The following is a 19,751-nucleotide window of genomic DNA, read 5'->3' as shown; positions in this document are numbered from 1 at the left end:
TATTTTTTTAATGCCGACATATAATCAATTAGTACGTTTTGGGAGAAAGTCAAAAACTCGTAAGACCAAATCTCCTGCCTTAGAATCTAATCCTTTTAAAAGCGGTGTTTGCCTAGTTGTAAAAACCGTTACCCCTAAAAAGCCTAACTCTGCACTTCGTAAGATTGCAACGGTGCGTTTAAGTAATAAAAGAACCGTAAATGCATATATTCCTGGTGAAAAGCATAGTGTAAAGGAACATGATAGGGTGTTAGTAAGAGGCGGTCAGGTTCCTGATCTTCCGGGGGTGAAATATCATATCGTACTCGGTGCTTATGATATTGCCGGAGTTAAAGGACGTAAGCAAGGTCGATCACGTTACGGTGCTCCTCGTAAACAAGTTGCAGTTACAAAAAAATAAATTATTAGTTAGAGAGAAAAAATAAAATGTCACGTCGTCATGCCGCGGAAAAGCGAGTAATTTTACCTGATATGAAATATAACAGTATTTTACTGTCAAGATTTATCAATAATGTTATGAAAGAAGGGAAGAAAGCCCTTGCAGAGAAAATTGTTTATTCAGCCTTTAATAAAATTGAAAAGAAGCATAGAGTTAATCCGTATCAAACCTTTAATAATGCTATGCATAACGTGAAGCCGCATTTAGAAGTAACTTCGGTTAGGGTTGGAGGAGCTAATTATCAAGTTCCGACGCATGTTGATGAAAGAAGAGGATATGCCCTTGCTAGCCGTTGGATTATTAATGCTGCGTCAAAACGTTCTGAAAAAATGATGATTGATAAACTTGCCGAAGAGCTGTTTGAAGCTTCTAATAATAGAGGCGTTGCCATTAAGAAGAAAGAAGATACTCATAAAATGGCCGAAGCTAATAAAGCTTTCTCTCATTTTAGCCCTAAAAAAATGAAATAAGGTAGGGTATAATGAGTAAAATAAATAAACTTGAGCATATTCGTAATATCGGTATATGTGCTCACATTGATGCCGGTAAAACTACAACTACCGAACGTATTTTATATTATACCGGTAAATCGCATAAAATAGGTGAAGTTCATGAGGGCGGCGCTACCATGGATTGGATGGAACAAGAACAAGAACGCGGTATAACCATTACCTCAGCTGCTACTACTTGTAGATGGCAAGATAAAATAATTAATATTATCGATACTCCTGGACACGTTGACTTTACTATCGAAGTAGAGCGTTCGCTTCGTGTTCTTGACGGTGCGGTTGCAGTATTTGACGGTGTAGCAGGTGTTGAACCGCAGTCAGAAACGGTTTGGAGGCAAGCAGATAAATATAATGTTCCTAGAATGTGTTTTGTCAATAAAATGGACAGAATGGGAGCAGATTTTTATAGATGCGTTGAAATGCTCAAAGATCGTTTAGGAGCAAAACCGCTTGTTATTCAGTTGCCTGTAGGGATTGAAGAAAATTTTAAAGGTATAATTGATCTTGTTAAAATGAAAGCAGTGATTTGGAAAGATGAAGCACTTGGAGCTGAGTATTTTGAAGAAGATATACCTGCCGATATGAAAGATAAAGCTGAAGAATATCGTGCTAAATTACTTGATATGGTTGTTGAGTTAGATGATCATGTTATGGAAAAATATTTATCAGGTGAAGAAGTAACAGCAGAAGAGATTAAAAGATTAATCAGAAAAGGTACTATTTCAGCAGCATTTTATCCGGTTTTATGCGGTAGTGCTTTTAAAAATAAAGGGGTACAGCCTTTACTTGATGCCGTAGTAGATTTCCTACCTTCGCCTATTGATATAGGTATAGTAAAAGGTATGGAAGTAAGTACCGGTGAAGAAAAAGATTTCCCTATTTCGGTAACTGAGCCTTTTGCAGCTTTAGCATTTAAAATTATGAATGACCCGTTTGTCGGTTCATTAACTTTTGTTAGAATATATTCAGGTAAAATTACTTCAGGAACAACTGTTATTAATACCGTAAAGAATAAAAGAGAAAAAATCGGTAGAATGCTATTAATGCATGCTAATAATCGTGAAGACGTAAAAGAAGCATCAGCAGGTGATATAGTAGCTTTAGCAGGTCTTAAAGATACTACCACCGGTGATACGTTATCCGATATTGATCAGCAAGTAATCTTAGAAAGAATGGAATTCCCAGAGCCGGTAATTGAGCTTGCGGTAGAACCTAAATCAACAGCCGATCAAGAAAAAATGGGCCTCGCACTTGCTCGTTTAGCAGCTGAAGATCCATCATTTAGAGTGTCAACTGATCATGAAACAGGACAAACAGTGATAAAAGGAATGGGAGAACTCCATTTAGAAATTATCATTGATCGTATGAGAAGAGAGTTTAAGGTCGAAGCAAATATTGGAGCTCCTCAAGTAGCATATCGTGAAACTATAACAAAAGCTTGTGAAATTGATTATACCCATAAGAAACAATCCGGCGGTGCAGGACAATTTGCTCGTGTAAAAATTATTTTTGAGCCTCTAAAAGAGGTAAAAGATCTAAAAGATGAAGATAAAAATAAAATTTTTGTCTTTGAAAGTAAAATCATCGGCGGTGCCGTGCCTAAAGAATATATACCAGGTGTTGAAAAAGGATTAAATAATATTAGAGAAACCGGTGTTATTGCCGGTTATCCTATGATTGATTTTAAAGCAACTTTAGTTGACGGTGCGTTTCATGATGTAGATTCTAGTGTACTTGCGTTTGAAATTGCTGCAAAGGCAGCATTTAGAGAAGGGATGCCGAAAGGTAATCCTAAATTACTTGAGCCGATTATGCAAGTTGAAGTTATCACTCCTGATGAATATATGGGTGATATTATAGGCGATTTAAATAGTCGTAGAGGACAAATTCAAAGCATGGATCCAAGAGGGAATGCTCAAGTAGTTACTGCGAATGTTCCTTTAGCGGAAATGTTTGGTTATGTTAATACGCTTAGGTCTTTATCTCAAGGTAGAGCTCAGTTTAGTATGATATTCTCTCATTATGATCAAGTGCCGAGTCAAGTAGCTAATATTATTAAAGCTAAAAAATAATTTAGGGGTGAGATGTCACGTCTTACAGCAATAAATGTTGTTTTGCCGTGGCAGCTTATAAATTAGAAGTACTGTTTATTATAGTAATTTTTTAATAATAACAAATATTTTTAATAAATTTTATTGATTTTTTATTAAAAATATGATAGGAGTGTAGCTCAATTGGTAGAGCGCCGGTCTCCAAAACCGGAGGTTGCGGGTTCGATACCTGTCGCTCCTGCCATTATAGGTTTAGAGCTTTTTTGCTATAAAATATAGAATTTTTACAAAATTTGCTTATAGAGAGAAATTTGAAAGAGATACTTCACCTCGAATCGCAGCGTACATACTAGTATGTGAGAATTCCAGTGTTGGATCATCGTCTCAATTGCCTCTAGAAGTAGAATTTTGTAAGAAGTCTAATAAATTACCTAACAAAAATATGTTTAAAGAATATAAAATTTATAAGTTTTTTGAACAAGTTAAACAAGAAACTTATAAGGTAGTTTGGCCAACTAGAAAAGAGCTTGTTGCTTCAACATTAGTAGTGGTAGTAGCAGTTTTTATTTTTAGCCTAATTTGTTTGGTACTTGATTATAGTATACATAACATGATGCAGCTTTTGCTTAATATCGGCAAATAGTATAAGGAATAAATTGTGATAGAACAGAGTATAGCTAATATATTGCCTTCTGAAAAAAATGTAAAGCAGTGGTATGTAGTACATACGGTATCAGGAGCAGAGAAACGCATTAAAGAAGATATGCTTAGAAAAATCGCTAAACAGAAAATGACAGATTTTTTTGCAGATATATTAATACCTGTTTTTGGAGTTTCTGAAGTTAAACGCGGTAAAAATGTCAAGGTAGAAAAAAAACTAATGCCGAGTTATATCTTGATAAAGATGAATATGACTGATAAATCTTGGCATTTAGTAAAAAATATATCTGGAGTAACCGGCTTTTTAGGAAGCAAAACCACACCAAAAGCTCTTACAGAAAGTGAAATACAAAATATTTTTAATAATTTGGAAGCAGAAGCTAAAGAAGCAAAGAATTCTAAATTGTATGAAGTTGGTGAAATAGTGACTGTTACAGACGGTCCTTTTGAAACTTTCATGGGTACAGTAGAAGAAATAGATCAAGAAAAAAATAGGTTAAAAGTTTCAGTTGCAATATTTGGTAAAGCAACTCCAATAGAACTAAATTTTAATCAAGTAAAGAAAAATGATTAAAAGTTGGACTAAATACGGTTTATTAATTACTTAAGCTGTATTGTACGAATGTTCAGGATGTCATTGTTGCGGGATAATGCGTCGTCATTGCAAGCAGCCGTAGGCTGCGTGGCAATCTAGAAGAAATGATAAAAAACCTCTGATTTACAGAATTTTTTTTCTTCCTTGTGTTGTCAAAACTTACAGCTTTTCCTTGCAATGATGGGAAACAAGATCCATGCAATTGTTACAAAGTAATATTAATTTAAGAGAAAAATAAGGATATTTATAAATGTCTCAGAAAGCAATAAAAGGTTATATTAACTTGATAATTCCGGCTGCCGGAGCCACTCCTGCACCTCCTATAGGACCAGCCCTAGGACAAAGAAAAGTTAATATTGCAGCATTTTGTAAAGATTTTAATGATGCTACGCAAGGTATGGAAAAAGGAATACCTCTGCCAACCGTAATTACCGTTTATGAAGATAGTAGTTTTTCTTTTAAAATAAAAACTCCTCCTGCTTCTTACTTTTTAAAGAAGTATGCTAAAATTACTAAAGGTTCTAGTGCTACTAAAAAAGAAGCCGTAGTAGGTAAAGTTACTATGGATGATTGTCGTGAAATTGCAAAGTTAAAAATGCCTGATTTAAATACAAAAAATATTGAAGCAGCAACAAAAATTATTTGTGGTAGTGCTGCATCTATGGGACTTGAAGTAGTAGGGAATTAATTATTATGTCAAATAAGAAAGATATTGCTGTAAAAATTAGCGGCGGTAAAAAAATAAGAGAAGCTAGAGAAAAAGTAAAATCAGATACTTTATATAATTTAACAAATGCAGTTGAACGATTAAAATCAGCATCATATGTTAAATTTGACCCAACCTTAGAAATAGTTATGAAGCTTGGAATTGATCCTAGGTATTCCGATCAAATGGTACGTGGTGTAGTTAATTTACCTGCCGGTACAGGCAAAGCCGTAAGAGTTGCCGTTATTTGTAAAGAAGAAAGAGAAGAAGAAGCTAAAAGTGCCGGAGCAGATTTAGTAGGTTCAACAAATATTATTGATGAAATTAAAGCAGGGAAAATTAATTTTGATGTATGTATAGCTACTCCCGATATGATGGCAGCTATAGGTTCAGTTGCAAGAATTTTAGGACCAAAAGGTTTAATGCCTAACCCTAAACTTGGTACCGTAACTTTAGATATTAAAAATGCTATTAAAAATGCTAAAAGCGGTCAGGTAGAATATAGAGCAGAGAAAGCAGGTATAATTCATGCAGGGCTTGGAAAATTATCTTTTTCAGACCAAGATTTATTAAAAAATTTAAATGCGTTTATTGAGGCAATAATTAAAGCAAAACCTGCCGGATTAAAAGGAAGTTATTTAAAAGCAATGTATTTATCTTCTACTATGGGAGCATCGGTACAAATAGATTTAACTAATATAGCATAATTTTTATAGCCGTTTAACGGTAGTATAGTAATAATAAAAAATTTTGTTATTTTAAGTATTTGTATCAGTTTAAATATATTAAACTGTATTATAAAAGGAGAATTAAAAGGTGTTAAGATCAGAAAAACCGGTAGTAGTAGAGGATATTGTAAATATTTATAAAGAATCGCCTTCTATAATTATTACCCATTATCACGGGTTAACCGTTAGTCAAGTGAGTTCGCTTAGAGAATCACTTAAATCTAAAGAAGCAGGTTTTAAAGTAGTTAAAAATACTTTAGCAAGAATAGCTGCAAATCAAACAGGACTTGATAGTATTGCTAATTTATTTGCGGGTCCTACTGCTATTGTTTATTCTAAAGAACCGGTTGAGATGGCAAAATTAGTAGTTAATTTTGCTAAGGCTAATGATAATCTTAAGATTATCGGTGGAATAGTCGATAATCACGTATTAGATGAACATTCAATAAAAGAACTTTCTAAGCTACCTGCACTTAATGAGCTTAGGGGTAAAATTGTTGGGTTATTACAAGCACCGGCTACTAAGGTTGTAGGTGTTTTACAAGCCCCGTCTTTGAGTATGGCGAGAGTAATACAAGCACATGCTAGTAAAAATTAACTTAAAGGTTACTGCATCAGGTATTTTAATTGATAATTAAAGAGCTTTTATAGTGAAAATTAATAAGGTTCTTTATAGAATATTATTCTTATTTTAAAAAAGTCTTATAATTTGAAGCAAAAAAGAATTTAATTAACTTTAAAATACCTGGTGTAGTAATCTCTCAATATAAAAAAAGTAAAAAGGAAAAAATTATGGCAGATTTAGCTAAAATTGAAGAACAATTATCATCATTAACATTAATGCAAGCAGCTGAGCTTGTGAAAATGCTAGAAGAAAAATGGGGTGTATCTGCAGCAGCTCCTGTAGCTGTAGCAGCTGCCGGTGCTGCAGCTCCTGCGGCTGAAGCAGTAGCTGAAAAAACTGAGTTTGAAGTAGTTTTAACAGCTGTCGGTGACAAGAAAGTTGAAGTAATTAAAGTTGTGAAAGATATCACAGGTCTTGGTTTAATTGAAGCCAAGAAATTAGTTGATGAAGCTCCAAAGCCGATTAAAAGCAATGTGAAAAAAGCAGAAGCAGACGAAATCAAAGGTAAGTTAGAAGCTGCCGGAGCAAAAGTTGAATTAAAATAATTATTTCTGCACTAGGTTCTGTAAAGAAAAGTTGAATTATTCGTATTGTAGATATTTTTAAGTAAAAATTAATAAGGTTCTTGTTGAAACAGTTGTGTTTATTCCAAGAAAAATCTTATGATTTTCAATCAAAAACAACTAAGTATAGATTAATTTGTTTTACAGGATCTAATGTTTTTGCATTACAGATGAAATATTTTATAGCTTTAAATTAACTTCTTAAAATCCAAAAAGCCTTATTCAAATTTAATTACTAAAATAAGGCTTTTTGGATTTTAAGAAGTTAATTTAAAGCTAATTTAAGTTATTTTTTTGAAATAGGATACAGCTATTACATTAAAAATCTTATTGATTAAAATAATAATTTTGTTAACGTACCATACGTCTAGAAATTTAAATTATTGAAATTTTCTAGGTTCTGTGAACATTTATAATTGATTTTTAATGAAAATTAATGAGATTTTTGAAGGAATAGCTACCTTTTTTAAAAAAATATTATAATTTGTTGCAACAAACAAATAACCAAAATCCAATCTTTTTGGAAATGTTCGTAGAGCCTATACAAGATCTAAATAAGAAACTTACTAGGTTTCTTTAATTTAAGTTCTATGTAAAAAAATTTAAAACAGTATATTTTATTTTACTGCAAATTATAAGCATTTTATTGAAATAGGTATCTATTCCAATAAAAACTTTACTGTTTAAAATATAAATAATTTAAATTTTATATACAGCACCTAGGTTCTGAACACTTTTGATTAATGATGATAATTAGGAGATATTTTTAAGCGAAAATTAATAAGATTTTTGAGAGGAGAGTTTATTACTTTTTCAAAAAAATCTTATGATTTACAGCTAAAAAGAGCCATAATTATCATTATTCTATTAAAGGTGCATAGGACCTAATCACTGCAATACGGGCAGTAATTTTATCAGTCAGGAGATTATATGGTTTCATTAAGGGATAATATAGAAGCACAACCCTTGTCACATAATAGAAGAATAAGAAAAAATTTCGGTCACATAAATTTAGTAGCAGATATACCGAATTTGATTGAAATTCAAAAAAATTCATATGAGAAAAACTTTCTACAGTTAAATATTAAAGATTCTGAAAGAAAAAACAAAGGTTTACAATCTATATTAAACTCAATTTTTCCTATTTCAGATTCCTCCAATATTGCTAATTTAGAATTTGTAAAATATGAATTCGATACTCCAAAATATGATGTAGAAGAGTGCAGTCAAAGAAGTTTAAGTTATGCTGCTCCTCTTAAAGTTACTTTAAGATTAAGTATTTGGGATATAGATGAGGATACCGGTACTAGAGAAATTAAAGGGATTAAAGAGCAAGAAGTATATATGGGTGATATCCCATTAATGACTAAAAACGGTACTTTTATTATCAACGGTACGGAAAGAGTAGTTGTATCACAAATGCATCGCTCACCTGGTGTATTCTTTTATCATGATGAAGGAAAAGTCCACTCTTCCGGCAAGCTTTTATATTCTGCTCGTGTTATTCCATATAGAGGGTCTTGGCTTGATTTAGAATTCGATGCTAAGGATGTTATTTATTTCAGGATTGATAGAAAAAGAAAGCTTTATACTACTACTTTGCTTAGAGCTATAGGTATGAGTACTGAAGAAATTATAAAATTTTATTATAATTCAGTAACTTATAAGCTTGTTAAAAATAAAGGTTGGGCGGTTAAATTTATACCTCAGCATATTACTGCTCATCGTTTAACAAGTGATTTAGTAGATGCAGATACTGGAAATATTCTACTGAAAGCAGGACAAAAAATTACTCCGCGTTTGGCTAAAAAATATTTTGGGGAAGGGCTTAATAATATTTTAGTAGCTCATGAAACTTTAATCGGCAAATATCTATCCGAAGATTTAAGAGATCCTGCAAGTGATGAAGTATTAGCAAAAATCGGTGAAATGATTACTGCTGATATGCTAAATGTTATTAATGATCTTAAAATTAAAAATGTTAACGTATTAGTGATCAATCCTCAATCCGGTCCATATATAAGGAACACCTTATTTGCTGATAAAAATCAGGATCGTGAGGCAGCATTATGTGATATTTTCAGAGTTCTAAGACCAGGCGAACCTGCTAATATCGAAGCAGCTGAAAGCCTGTTTTATAATTTATTCTTTGATGCGGAAAGATATGATCTTTCAGAAGTCGGGCGAATAAAAATGAATTCTAGGTTAGGGCTGAATATTTCTGAAGAAGTTACGGTTTTAACAATTGATGATATTAAAAATATTGTAAGAGTTTTAGTAGAGCTTAAAGACGGTAAAGGTATCATAGACGATATTGATCATTTAGGTAATAGAAGGGTTAGATCGGTAGGTGAATTGATAGAAAATCAATTTAGAATAGGTTTAGTCCGAATGGAAAAATATGTAATTGAAAGGATGTCGGCAGGTGATGTTGATACCGTAATGCCTCATGATTTAGTAAATTCTAAAATTTTAGTTTCAGTAGTAAAAGAATTTTTTAGTACCTCCCAATTATCCCAATTTATGGATCAAACAAATCCATTATCGGAAATAACTCATAAAAGAAGGCTGTCGGCACTCGGTCCCGGAGGTCTTAGTCGAGATCGAGCAGGTTTTGAGGTGCGTGACGTACATCCGACTCATTACGGTCGTATTTGTCCTATTGAAACACCTGAAGGTCAGAATATTGGGTTAATTAACTCTATGGCTACTTATGCTAGAATAAATAAACACGGTTTTATAGAGAGTCCGTATAGAAGAGTTAAAGATGGATGTGTAACCGATGAAGTGGTATATCTTTCTGCTATTGAAGAAGGTAAATACAAAATCGGACAAGCAAATTCTAAAGTTAATAAAGACGGAAAGCTGCAAGGAGAGTTTATTAATTGCCGTGTTGAAGGCGGTAATTTTGTAATGGTAGAACCGTATGAGGTAGACTTCATTGATGTGACTCCTATGCAGGTAGTATCGGTTGCGGCTTCTCTTATACCTTTCTTAGAAAACGATGATGCTAACCGTGCTTTGATGGGTTCAAACATGCAAAGACAAGCCGTTCCTTTAATTAAAACGGATGCACCTTTTGTAGGTACTGGAGTTGAAGGGGTAGTAGCTAAAGATTCTGGAGCGTCAGTGCTTGCATTACATGACGGTATTGTTGAGCAGGTAGATTCAAATAGAATCGTGATTAGAACTCTAGAAAAAAAAGTGGATGGTTCTCCTTCGGTTGATATTTATAACTTACTAAAATTCCAAAAATCCAATCATAATACTTGTATAAATCAAAAGCCTTTAGTTAAGGTCGGTCATTACGTTAAGAAAAACGATATTATAGCTGACGGTCCTAGTACGGATAACGGTGAAATTGCTTTAGGTAGAAACGTGCTTGTAGCTTTCTTACCGTGGAACGGTTATAATTTTGAAGATTCCATTTTAATATCCGAACGTATAGTAAAAGAGGATGTATTTACATCTATTCATATTGAAGAGTTTGAAGTAATAGCTAGAGATACACGCCTTGGTCCTGAAGAAATTACCCGTGATATACCGAATGTAAGTGAAGAAGCGTTGCGTCATCTTGATGAGGTCGGAATAATTTATATAGGTGCAGAAGTAAAAGCCGGTGATATTTTAGTTGGAAAAGTAACACCGAAAAGTGAATCGCCTATTACTCCTGAAGAGAAGCTACTACGTGCTATTTTCGGGGAAAAAGCTTTTGACGTAAAAGATTCATCGCTGCATGTACCTTCCGGAGTTAGCGGAACTGTAGTAGAAGTAAGGGTATTTTCTCGTAGAGGTGTAGAAAAAGACCAGCGAGCTATTGCTATTGAAAAACAACAAATTGAAAAATTAGCAAAAGACAGAGACGATGAATTAGAAATTATTGAGCATTTTGTGTTTAGTTGGCTTGAAAAGCTTTTAGTAGGGCAGGTGATTATTAACGGTCCTAAGCAAGTAAAAGTAGGACAAACTATTACTACTGAAATGCTAAAAGGCTTATCTAAAGGGCAATTTTGGCAGATTACTGTGGAAGATGCAAATGTAATGAATGAAATAGAGCAGATAAAGACTCATTATGATGAGCAAAAAGAGGCTCTTGATAAAAGATTTGCTACTAAGGTAGAGAAATTGCAAAGTGGTGATGATTTACCTCAGGGAGCTTTAAAAGTAGTAAAAGTATTTATTGCAACTAAGCATAAATTACAACCCGGGGATAAAATGGCAGGAAGACACGGAAATAAAGGTGTTATTTCACGTATCGTACCTGAAGAAGATATGCCGTTTTTAGAAGATGGAACTGTGGTAGATATCGTTCTTAACCCTCTAGGTCTTCCGTCCCGTATGAATATAGGACAGATTTTAGAAACGCATCTTGGGTGGGCATCAATAAATTTAGCAAAAAAAATATCTACCTTAGTAAAGGAATATAAAAATAAACATATAGGTATTGAGCAGATTAAGAAATTCTTAATTGAACTGTATGGAGAAAATATTAATTCTATACTTGAAAGACCGGAAGAAGAGATTATCTCTTTTTGTAAGAAAGTAGGTCAAGGCGTACATTTTGCAACTCCTGTATTTGACGGAGCAAAAGTTCAGGACGTTAAAGATATGCTAAAGCTTGCCGGTCAAGACCCTTCAGGACAAGTGAAATTAATTGACGGTAGAACCGGTGAATATTTTGACCGTCTAGTAACCGTCGGACAGAAATATTTGCTGAAATTGCATCATTTAGTCGATAATAAAATTCACTCCCGTTCTATAGGACCTTATAGCTTAGTAACGCAGCAACCGCTTGGAGGTAAGTCTCATTTCGGTGGACAGCGTTTCGGGGAAATGGAATGCTGGGCATTACAAGCTTACGGTGCAGCTTATACGTTACAGGAAATGTTAACGGTTAAGTCGGATGACGTAAACGGTAGGATCAAAACTTATGATTCTATAGTACGCGGTGAAAATAATTTTGAATCAGGCATTCCTGAATCATTTAATGTTATGATAAAAGAATTTAGATCTTTATGTCTTAACGTAAAGCTGGAAGTAACTTCAAGTTAAGAAAGACAGGTCAGTAAAACAGATAAAAAACTTGTTTTTTATCTGTTTTACTGGATTCCCGCTTTTGCGGGAATGACATATAGGGTGCAATAAGAACTCTTGGTAGACGAAGGTCAATTTCAAAAAGAGCTAGGAGTTCACAAGGCGAGGAGCGGAGCGTATACTTTAAGCACCGCAGAACTTGTAGAACGACAACGCCAATTTTTGAAATTCACTGAGTATATACGAGTAATTTTTAAGGAAAAGTATTTATGAGCGTAGTAAATTTTTACGGACAATTAAGTAATACTCAACAATTTGATCAGATAAGGATTAATATAGCAAGTCCCGATCAGGTACGTTCGTGGTCTTTCGGTGAAGTAACAAAACCTGAAACAATTAACTATCGAACTTTTAAACCTGAGAAAGATGGTTTATTTTGTGCAAGAATTTTTGGTCCGGTAAAAGATTACGAATGTCTCTGCGGTAAATATAAGCGGATGAAAAACCGTGGGATTACGTGTGAGAAATGCGGCGTTGAAGTTACGGTTTCTAGAGTAAGACGTGAAAGAATGGGGCATATTGAACTTGCAGCTCCCGTTGCTCATATTTGGTTTTTAAAGTCGCTACCTTCAAGAATTAGTACACTTCTTGATATAACAATGCGAGATGTAGAAAAGATTCTTTATTTTGAAAATTATGTAGTAGTTGACCCAGGGCTATCAATTTTACAAAAAGGCGAACTCTTAACAGAGGAAGAATTACAGAAAGCAAAAGATAAGTACGGTGAAGATGCATTTACTGCCTCTATAGGTGCAGAAGTAATACAACAAATGCTTAAAGAGCTTGATTTTTCAAAGTTAAAGCAAGAATTATACGAGGAATTACAAACCACTTCTTCAGAAGTCAAAAAGAAAAAATTAGTAAAGCGTTTAAAATTAGTAGAGGATTTTTTAGAGTCGGAAAACAAGCCGGAATGGATGATTATGGATGTTTTACCGGTTATTCCTCCTGAAATTAGACCGCTTGTTATGCTTGACGGTGGAAGATTTGCTACTTCAGACTTAAATGAACTTTATAGAAGAGTAATTAATAGAAATAATCGTTTAAAGAAATTAATAGAGTCAAAAGCTCCTGATATAATAGTCAGAAACGAAAAAAGAATGTTACAAGAAGCGGTGGATGCGTTATTTGATAACGGTCGTCGCGGTAGAGCAGCGAAAAATGCTAATAAGCGTCCATTTAAGTCATTAAGTGATATGCTTAAAGGTAAGCAGGGGCGTTTCCGTCAGAACTTGCTAGGTAAGAGGGTTGATTATTCAGGACGTTCGGTTATTGTGGTAGGACCTGAGCTTAAACTTCACCAGTGCGGTTTACCTAAAAAAATGGCTCTGGAGTTATTTAAGCCGTTTATTTATTCTAAGCTTGAGTTGTACGGCATCGCTACAACTATTAAAGCCGCTAAAAGAATGGTGGAAGCTGAAAAATCAGAAGTGTGGGATGTGCTTGAAGAGGTAATTAGAGAGCATCCGGTTTTACTTAATAGGGCTCCGACGTTACATAGGCTTGGTATTCAAGCATTTGAACCGCTATTAATTGAAGGTAAAGCGATCCAGCTTCATCCGCTTGTGTGTGCTGCGTTCAATGCGGATTTTGATGGTGATCAGATGGCAGTACATATCCCGTTATCGATTGAAGCACAGCTTGAAGCTAGGGTATTTATGATGTCTACAAATAATATCTTAAGCCCCGCAAACGGTCGTCCTATCATTGTACCGGATAAAGATATAGTGCTTGGTTTATATTATCTAACCCTTGCATTTGATAATGAAGTAGGCGCAGGGATGATGTTCTCAGATTTAGCTGAGATGGAACATGCTTTATATAATAAATTTATAACTATTCATACAAAGATAAAATATCGCAGAAATCAGTTAAATGCCGAAGGTAAAATGGTCCCTGTTATCATTGATACTACTTACGGTAGGTTAATGGTCGGTGAGTTATTGCCTTCTAACCCTAATATAGAATTCAAGTTTATTAATAAACAACTAACTAAAAAAGACATATCATTAGTTATAGATTTAGTTTATCGTCACTGCGGTCAAAAAGCTACGGTAATTTTTGCCGATCAACTAATGAAACTAGGTTTTAAATATGCTTGTTCTTCAGGTATTTCTTTTGGAATGGACGATATGGTAGTACCGGAATCTAAGAGTACTCATATCAACGGAACTCAGCTTGAAATAAAAGAATTTGAACAACAATATTCAAACGGTTTAATTACTTACGGCGAGAAATATAATAAAGTAGTCGATGCTTGGTCAAGATGTACCGATAGAGTAGCAAACGACATGATGAAAGAGATTGCTACGCCGCCGGTTAATGATGCTCCAAATCATCAGAAAATAAATGCTATATATATGATGGCTATTTCCGGAGCAAGAGGTTCTTTCCAGCAAATTAAGCAGCTAGGCGGTATGCGAGGTTTAATGACCAAATCAAACGGTCAAATTATACAAACTCCTATTATCTCTAACTTTAAGGAAGGATTAACTGAATTTGAGTGTTTTAATTCTGCTAACGGAATGCGTAAAGGGCAAATAGATACGGCTTTAAAAACGGCAAGTTCAGGTTACTTAACAAGAAAATTAGTAGATGTTGCACAAGATTGTATTATTACTGAAAAAGATTGTGGAACTGATAAAGGAATTGAAGTTAAGAGTGTTATTGAAGGCGGAGAAGTTATAGTACCTTTAGCTGAAAAGATTTTAGGTCGTACTGCTGCTATTGACATATTTCATCCGGTAACTAATGATCTAATTCTCAATAAAGGTGAGCTTATTAATGAAGCAAAGTTAGAGCAGGTTGAGTCGGCGGGACTCGACAGAATTATGATAAGATCCGTATTAACCTGTGAAAGTACTACCGGTATATGTAGCATATGTTACGGTAGGGATCTTGCTACCGGTACATTAGTATCGGAGGGTGAAGCAATCGGGGTTATTGCTGCTCAATCTATCGGTGAACCGGGTACGCAGCTTACAATGAGAACTTTCCATATCGGAGGAGCGGCAACAAAAGGTGCTGAGGTTTCTTCCGTAGACGCTTCCTATGACACAAAAGTGAAAATTATAAGTCGTAACGTTGTTATTAATTCCGAAGAACGCAAAATTATTATGAGCCGAAATTGTGAATTATTATTGCTTGATAATAACGGTAATGAAAAGGCTCGTCATAAAATTCCATACGGTGCTAGATTACTTGTTGATGACGGTGATATGGTGATTAAAACTCAAAAACTAGCAGAATGGGATCCTTATACTATACCGATTATCACAGAGAAGTCAGGTAAAGTTTTATTCAAAGATATGGTTGAGGGTATTTCTATTCGTGACGTAACTGACGAAGCTACCGGAATACCGAGTAAAGTTATTATTGAATCAAAGCAATATTCACGCGGTGCAGAATTACGCCCGCGTATACAGCTTTTAGATGCTAAAGGTGAAGTTATCACCTTATCAAACGGTTTAGAAGCTAGATATTACTTGCCGGTTGGAGCAGTTTTAAGCGTAGAAGACGGAGTACAAATATCGGTAGGTGATATCATTGCACGTATACCGAAAGAATCAACCACTACTAAAGATATTACCGGTGGTTTACCGAGAGTTGCCGAGCTTGTAGAAGCAAGACGCCCTAAAGATCATGCAGTTATTGCCGAAATTGACGGTAGAGTAGAATTCGGTAAAGACTATAAATCTAAAAGACGTATTATTATACATCCGATTGATGAAACAATGTCTATTGAGTATATGGTACCAAAAGGCAAGCATGTTGTAGTTAACGAAGGTGACTTTGTTAAAAAAGGTGATTTATTGATTGACGGTAATCCGGTACTTCAAGATATTTTAAAAGTAATGGGCGTAGAGGTTCTTGCAAATTATATTGTTAAGGAGATTCAAGCCGTTTATCGTCTACAAGGTGTAAAGATTGATGATAAGCACATAGAAGTTATTATCCGTCAGATGTTACAAAAAGTAGAGGTTACGGATTCAGGCGGAACTACATTATTAGCAGGTGAAAAAATAGATAGACATGAATTTGATGAGATAAATGAAAAAGCTATGAAAAACGGTTTAAAACCTGCTGAAGCACAATTAATATTACAAGGTATTACTAAAGCTTCGCTGCAAACTAGATCGTTTATCTCTGCGGCATCATTCCAAGAGACTACTAGAGTTTTAACTGAAGCAGCTATTGCCGGTAAAGTAGATAAGTTGCGAGGACTAAAAGAAAACGTGATAGTTGGACGATTAGTACCTGCTGGAACCGGTTACTTTATGGATAAAATGCGTAAAGCAGCCGTAAAGCTTGATGAAGAGAATGTATAAATATACTAAAGATAGAACTTGAAAAATTGGCTGTGTCGTCTTTTTTGTAAGTCCTAGGATACTGAACGTTTAATATACGTTCCGCTCCTCGGCTTACAGACCCTTTGCTCTTTTCCAAGTTAATCTTCGTATGTACCGGATAGTTTATAAAAAACCCGTCATTGCGAGCCAGCATTTATGCTGGCGTGGCAATCTCATGAAATAATAACAAACTCCTGAGTTGGCTTCGTCAATTACTTTGTAATTTCCTTGCAATGACGGGGTGGTATCCACGCAACAATGCCTTCCTAGCTAGAAGCGGGAATCCAGAAAAATAACCTTACTACGCATTATTGACAAAAAAAGCCTATAAAAAACCAAGTTTTTTATAGGCTTTTTCTTATTTCCCACTTGCAGAAATGACGCTTTAATAACAAGCAATCGGTGTTGTTAAATGCTCGTAGGTTTGACCTAAATAAGATACTGGTTGTTCAAAGATATACGTATTATTGTTATCATAATTATAATTACCGTATAATTGTAATCTTGCTAAAGAATCTTCATATTGGAACTTTTCAAGTGTTTCTTGATTTTTAGATATCTGAATTTCTGCTAAACAATGTGCAACATAAGTTTTCAGTACTGCTTGACGAATTTCATCATGTAAAGCTTTTAACATGAGTAAGTTTACTAATGGGTTAATACCATTATTTGCATTAGTAGTAATCATAGCTTCTTCGTGTTTTTGATCAATAGACATCTTTCCAAACTTCGCTTCTAGAGGTAATTTAGACGTCGATCCGGTACTCGCATCCTCACGTATGTCTATGTACGCTGCGGTGCTGCGTTCCGTATCTCTTTTAAATTCCTCTCCATAAGCTGGTTTAGAAAGATGTCTAACAGGCAATTCAGAAATTAAAGACTCTTCATTGCTTACTTCTACCTTCTCTATTTCAAGATTTTCTGATTCAGCATTGACTTTTTCTTCAAAATTTATCTCAGGGAAAAGTGCTGTCACATCCGTTATTTCAAGTTTTCCCCCTTTTTTACCTACTTCATAAGCTTTAGCAATAATTTGTTTATAAATAACGTCAATTAATGCTCGTTTTGTTTGTATTTCATCAGAATAGTTAATTCCTCCTTCATTCCAAAACTTTACTGTTTTAGACAAAGCAGGAATATATTTACCGGCCTTTGCTAAAAATTTTTGTATAAATGTAGGTTTAATAAGAGGGGTTAATGTAGGATTTTCTTCATATTGTCTAAATACATACTCGACAATTTTAGGTATATTTTGATCTGGTCCTACTTCGTCAGGTAAGCCGTGTAATATTTTTTTGGCTGTTGCTTGACCCATCTTCTCATACAAAATATTAACCCCGATCCATTTCCATGCCGGATTAGCCGTAAAACAAAGCTTTGTTATATAAAATGTTAGCGATATAGGTAGAGATAATAACTTTAAATAGTTAAGGCAAGCATATCGTATTGGATGAGGTGTGAGACTATAAATCTTACCCATACCTTGGTTTAACTCACATGATACTTTAATCATTTTATACTTCTGCTTAATTAAATGAGAAGTGATGTCATATACTGGCATATTATTACTTAAATTTGACTAATTAGTCAGTAAGGTTATAAAGAACGTTAACATTTGTCAAATGCTATTTAATAAGAGTTTGTTTTAAATCAATTATAATACTTGCAAAGTTTTATCAAGATAAATAGAATGATCCAAAGTCAAAAGTAATATAAGGAATAAGTATGCTTAACATAAACTTTGTGAATGAAGAATCATCTACTAATCAAGGTCTAGTAGTTTTTATTGATGAACAGTTAAGGCTTGATAGTAATTTAATAGGACTTGATCAACAACATCATGGATTAATTTCTAAAACTATTCAGAATAAACTGCAATTTACCGGTAAATATGGACAGATCAAGGTTATTCCGTCCGTCATTAAATCAGGCGAGGTTAGATATTTGATAATAGCAGGTCTTGGGAATGAAGAAAAATTAACTGAAGCAAAAATTGAAGAGTTAGGCGGCAAAATCTTACAGCATGCAACCGGTTGTAAAATTTCTACTATCGGCTTAAAACTTACAAATAGAATTAGCAGGTTTACATCTCAAACATTTGCATCTTTAGTTGCTAGCGGTGCATTTCTTGCTTCTTACAGATTTGATAAATATAGAACTACCTTAAAAGAAGCAGAGAAGTTCGCAGTAGAGTCAATTGAAATTTTTACCGATAATAGCACTGAAACGGCAAAATTATTTGAAATCAAAAAATTAATTGCTGAAGCAGTATTTTTTACAAGAGATATAAGTAATGAACCGTCAAATATTAAAACTCCTCAAGTTTATGCCGAAAGAATAGTTGATATACTTGAACCGCTAGGGGTAGATGTTGATGTTATCGGTGAACGTGAGATGAAAAACCTTGGTATGGGAGCATTACTTGGTGTGGGGCAAGGTTCACAAAACGAGTCAAAGTTAGTGGTAATGGAATATAAAGTCGGCAGTAAAGATGCTCCGACTATTGCTTTGGTTGGTAAAGGAGTGATTTTTGATACAGGCGGTATTTCATTAAAACCGTCAAGTGATATGCACTTAATGCGATACGATATGGGAGGTTCTGCAGCAGTTGTGGGTACCATCATTGCGGTTGCCGGTCAAAAATTACCTATAAATATAGTCGGTGTTGTAGGGCTTGTCGAAAATATGCCGTCCGGTAATGCACAGCGTCCAGGGGATGTAGTAACTACCATGTCAGGGCAAACTGCTGAAGTTTTAAATACCGATGCAGAAGGGCGTTTAGTACTTGCTGATGCTGTTTGGTATGCACAAGAAAAATTTAAGCCTAAATGCGTGATTGACGTTGCAACTCTAACAGGAGCAATAACCGTAGCACTTGGTAATACATATGCTGGTTGTTTTTCCAATAATGATGAGTTAGCTGATAAGTTAATAAAAGTAGGGGAAGAAGTTAATGAAAAACTTTGGAGAATGCCGCTGCACGATGAGTACGATGCAATGATTAACTCCGACATAGCCGATATGGCAAATATCGGGAACGTACCGAGAGCTGCCGGAAGCTGCATAGCTGCACATTTCATTAAACGTTTCATTAAAGATGGAGTAGATTGGGCTCATTTAGATATAGCAGGCGTTGCAAATAGTAATAAAGCTTCAGCACTCGGTCCTAAGGGGGCAGTAGGATACGGCGTGAGATTACTAGAGAAATTTATCAAAGAATATACTTAAATGCTATTCTTGCGTTGTATTGCCTGCATGGATACCGAGTCGTCATTGCGAGCAGCCTTAGGCTGCGTGGCAATCTCGTCAAATATCCTGAGATTGCTTCGTCAATTACTTACGTAATTTTCTCGCAATGACGGAAAAAACTATCCACATGGGCAATACTGAGCTAAGAATGACATTAAACTTCGTTTATTTACTATTCGTTTA

Annotated in this window: 13 protein-coding genes and 1 tRNA gene; 13 read left to right on the top strand and 1 reads right to left on the bottom strand. The window is 34.6% G+C overall.

What is annotated here, in order from left to right; genetic code table 11:
* Nucleotides 1–10: 10 nt before the first annotated feature.
* The 12 genes from rpsL to rpoC all read left to right on the top strand — a co-directional run bounded on the left by rpsL (nt 11) and on the right by rpoC (nt 16,298).
* A complete protein-coding gene (gene rpsL, locus O6R16_RS01345) occupies nt 11–400 on the top strand; it encodes a 30S ribosomal protein S12 (protein WP_004996647.1) in 390 nt (129 codons plus the stop codon).
* Nucleotides 401–426: 26 nt separating this feature from the next.
* Nucleotides 427–909, top strand: coding sequence for a 30S ribosomal protein S7 (gene rpsG / locus O6R16_RS01340; RefSeq protein WP_499679683.1), 483 nt, complete (start codon nt 427–429; stop codon nt 907–909).
* A gap of 11 nt (nt 910–920) precedes the next feature.
* The gene (fusA, locus tag O6R16_RS01335) at nt 921–3,020 is read left to right on the top strand and encodes an elongation factor G (RefSeq protein WP_499679682.1); all 2,100 of its coding nucleotides are present in this window, start codon (nt 921–923) and stop codon (nt 3,018–3,020) included.
* A 147-nt stretch (nt 3,021–3,167) separates the two neighbouring features.
* Nucleotides 3,168–3,243: transfer RNA gene (locus O6R16_RS01330), tRNA-Trp, on the top strand.
* A 198-nt stretch (nt 3,244–3,441) separates the two neighbouring features.
* Nucleotides 3,442–3,642, top strand: coding sequence for a preprotein translocase subunit SecE (gene secE / locus O6R16_RS01325; RefSeq protein ID WP_499679693.1), 201 nt, complete (start codon nt 3,442–3,444; stop codon nt 3,640–3,642).
* A gap of 15 nt (nt 3,643–3,657) precedes the next feature.
* Nucleotides 3,658–4,233 carry a transcription termination/antitermination protein NusG gene (nusG, locus tag O6R16_RS01320; protein WP_499679681.1) on the top strand — a complete coding sequence of 192 codons (576 nt, stop codon included), beginning with the start codon at nt 3,658–3,660 and terminating at the stop codon, nt 4,231–4,233.
* A gap of 271 nt (nt 4,234–4,504) precedes the next feature.
* Nucleotides 4,505–4,942, top strand: coding sequence for a 50S ribosomal protein L11 (gene rplK, locus O6R16_RS01315; RefSeq protein WP_004996639.1), 438 nt, complete (start codon nt 4,505–4,507; stop codon nt 4,940–4,942).
* Between the two features lie 5 nt (nt 4,943–4,947).
* Complete coding sequence (rplA, locus tag O6R16_RS01310; RefSeq protein WP_499679680.1) at nt 4,948–5,667, top strand: 50S ribosomal protein L1; 720 nt, start codon at nt 4,948–4,950, stop codon at nt 5,665–5,667.
* Nucleotides 5,668–5,776: 109 nt separating this feature from the next.
* Nucleotides 5,777–6,286, top strand: coding sequence for a 50S ribosomal protein L10 (gene rplJ, locus O6R16_RS01305; protein WP_499679679.1), 510 nt, complete (start codon nt 5,777–5,779; stop codon nt 6,284–6,286).
* A 194-nt stretch (nt 6,287–6,480) separates the two neighbouring features.
* Entirely contained in the window at nt 6,481–6,858 is a 378-nt protein-coding gene (rplL, locus tag O6R16_RS01300; RefSeq protein ID WP_499679678.1) for a 50S ribosomal protein L7/L12, read from the top strand.
* 948 nt (nt 6,859–7,806) lie between these two features.
* Nucleotides 7,807–11,928: a DNA-directed RNA polymerase subunit beta gene (rpoB, locus tag O6R16_RS01295; protein WP_499679677.1), complete on the top strand. Its 4,122-nt coding sequence runs from the start codon at nt 7,807–7,809 to the stop codon at nt 11,926–11,928.
* A 251-nt stretch (nt 11,929–12,179) separates the two neighbouring features.
* The gene (gene rpoC / locus O6R16_RS01290; RefSeq protein WP_499679676.1) at nt 12,180–16,298 is read left to right on the top strand and encodes a DNA-directed RNA polymerase subunit beta'; all 4,119 of its coding nucleotides are present in this window, start codon (nt 12,180–12,182) and stop codon (nt 16,296–16,298) included.
* A gap of 406 nt (nt 16,299–16,704) precedes the next feature.
* Here the strand turns inward: rpoC and O6R16_RS01285 are convergent, their stop codons facing one another.
* A complete protein-coding gene (locus O6R16_RS01285) occupies nt 16,705–17,880 on the bottom strand; it encodes a palindromic element RPE1 domain-containing protein (RefSeq protein ID WP_499679675.1) in 1,176 nt (391 codons plus the stop codon).
* A gap of 164 nt (nt 17,881–18,044) precedes the next feature.
* Here O6R16_RS01285 and O6R16_RS01280 point away from each other — a divergent pair, with 164 nt between their 5' ends.
* Nucleotides 18,045–19,547 carry a leucyl aminopeptidase gene (locus tag O6R16_RS01280; RefSeq protein WP_499679674.1) on the top strand — a complete coding sequence of 501 codons (1,503 nt, stop codon included), beginning with the start codon at nt 18,045–18,047 and terminating at the stop codon, nt 19,545–19,547.
* The last annotated feature ends 204 nt before the right edge of the window (nt 19,548–19,751 follow it).

Origin of the sequence: Candidatus Rickettsia tasmaniensis (assembly GCF_036857515.1) — a bacterium.
Classification (GTDB): Bacteria; Pseudomonadota; Alphaproteobacteria; order Rickettsiales; family Rickettsiaceae; genus Rickettsia; species Rickettsia rickettsii.
The sequence above is the reverse complement of the archived record's forward strand: the minus strand, read 5'-3'. Positions and strand labels throughout refer to the sequence as shown.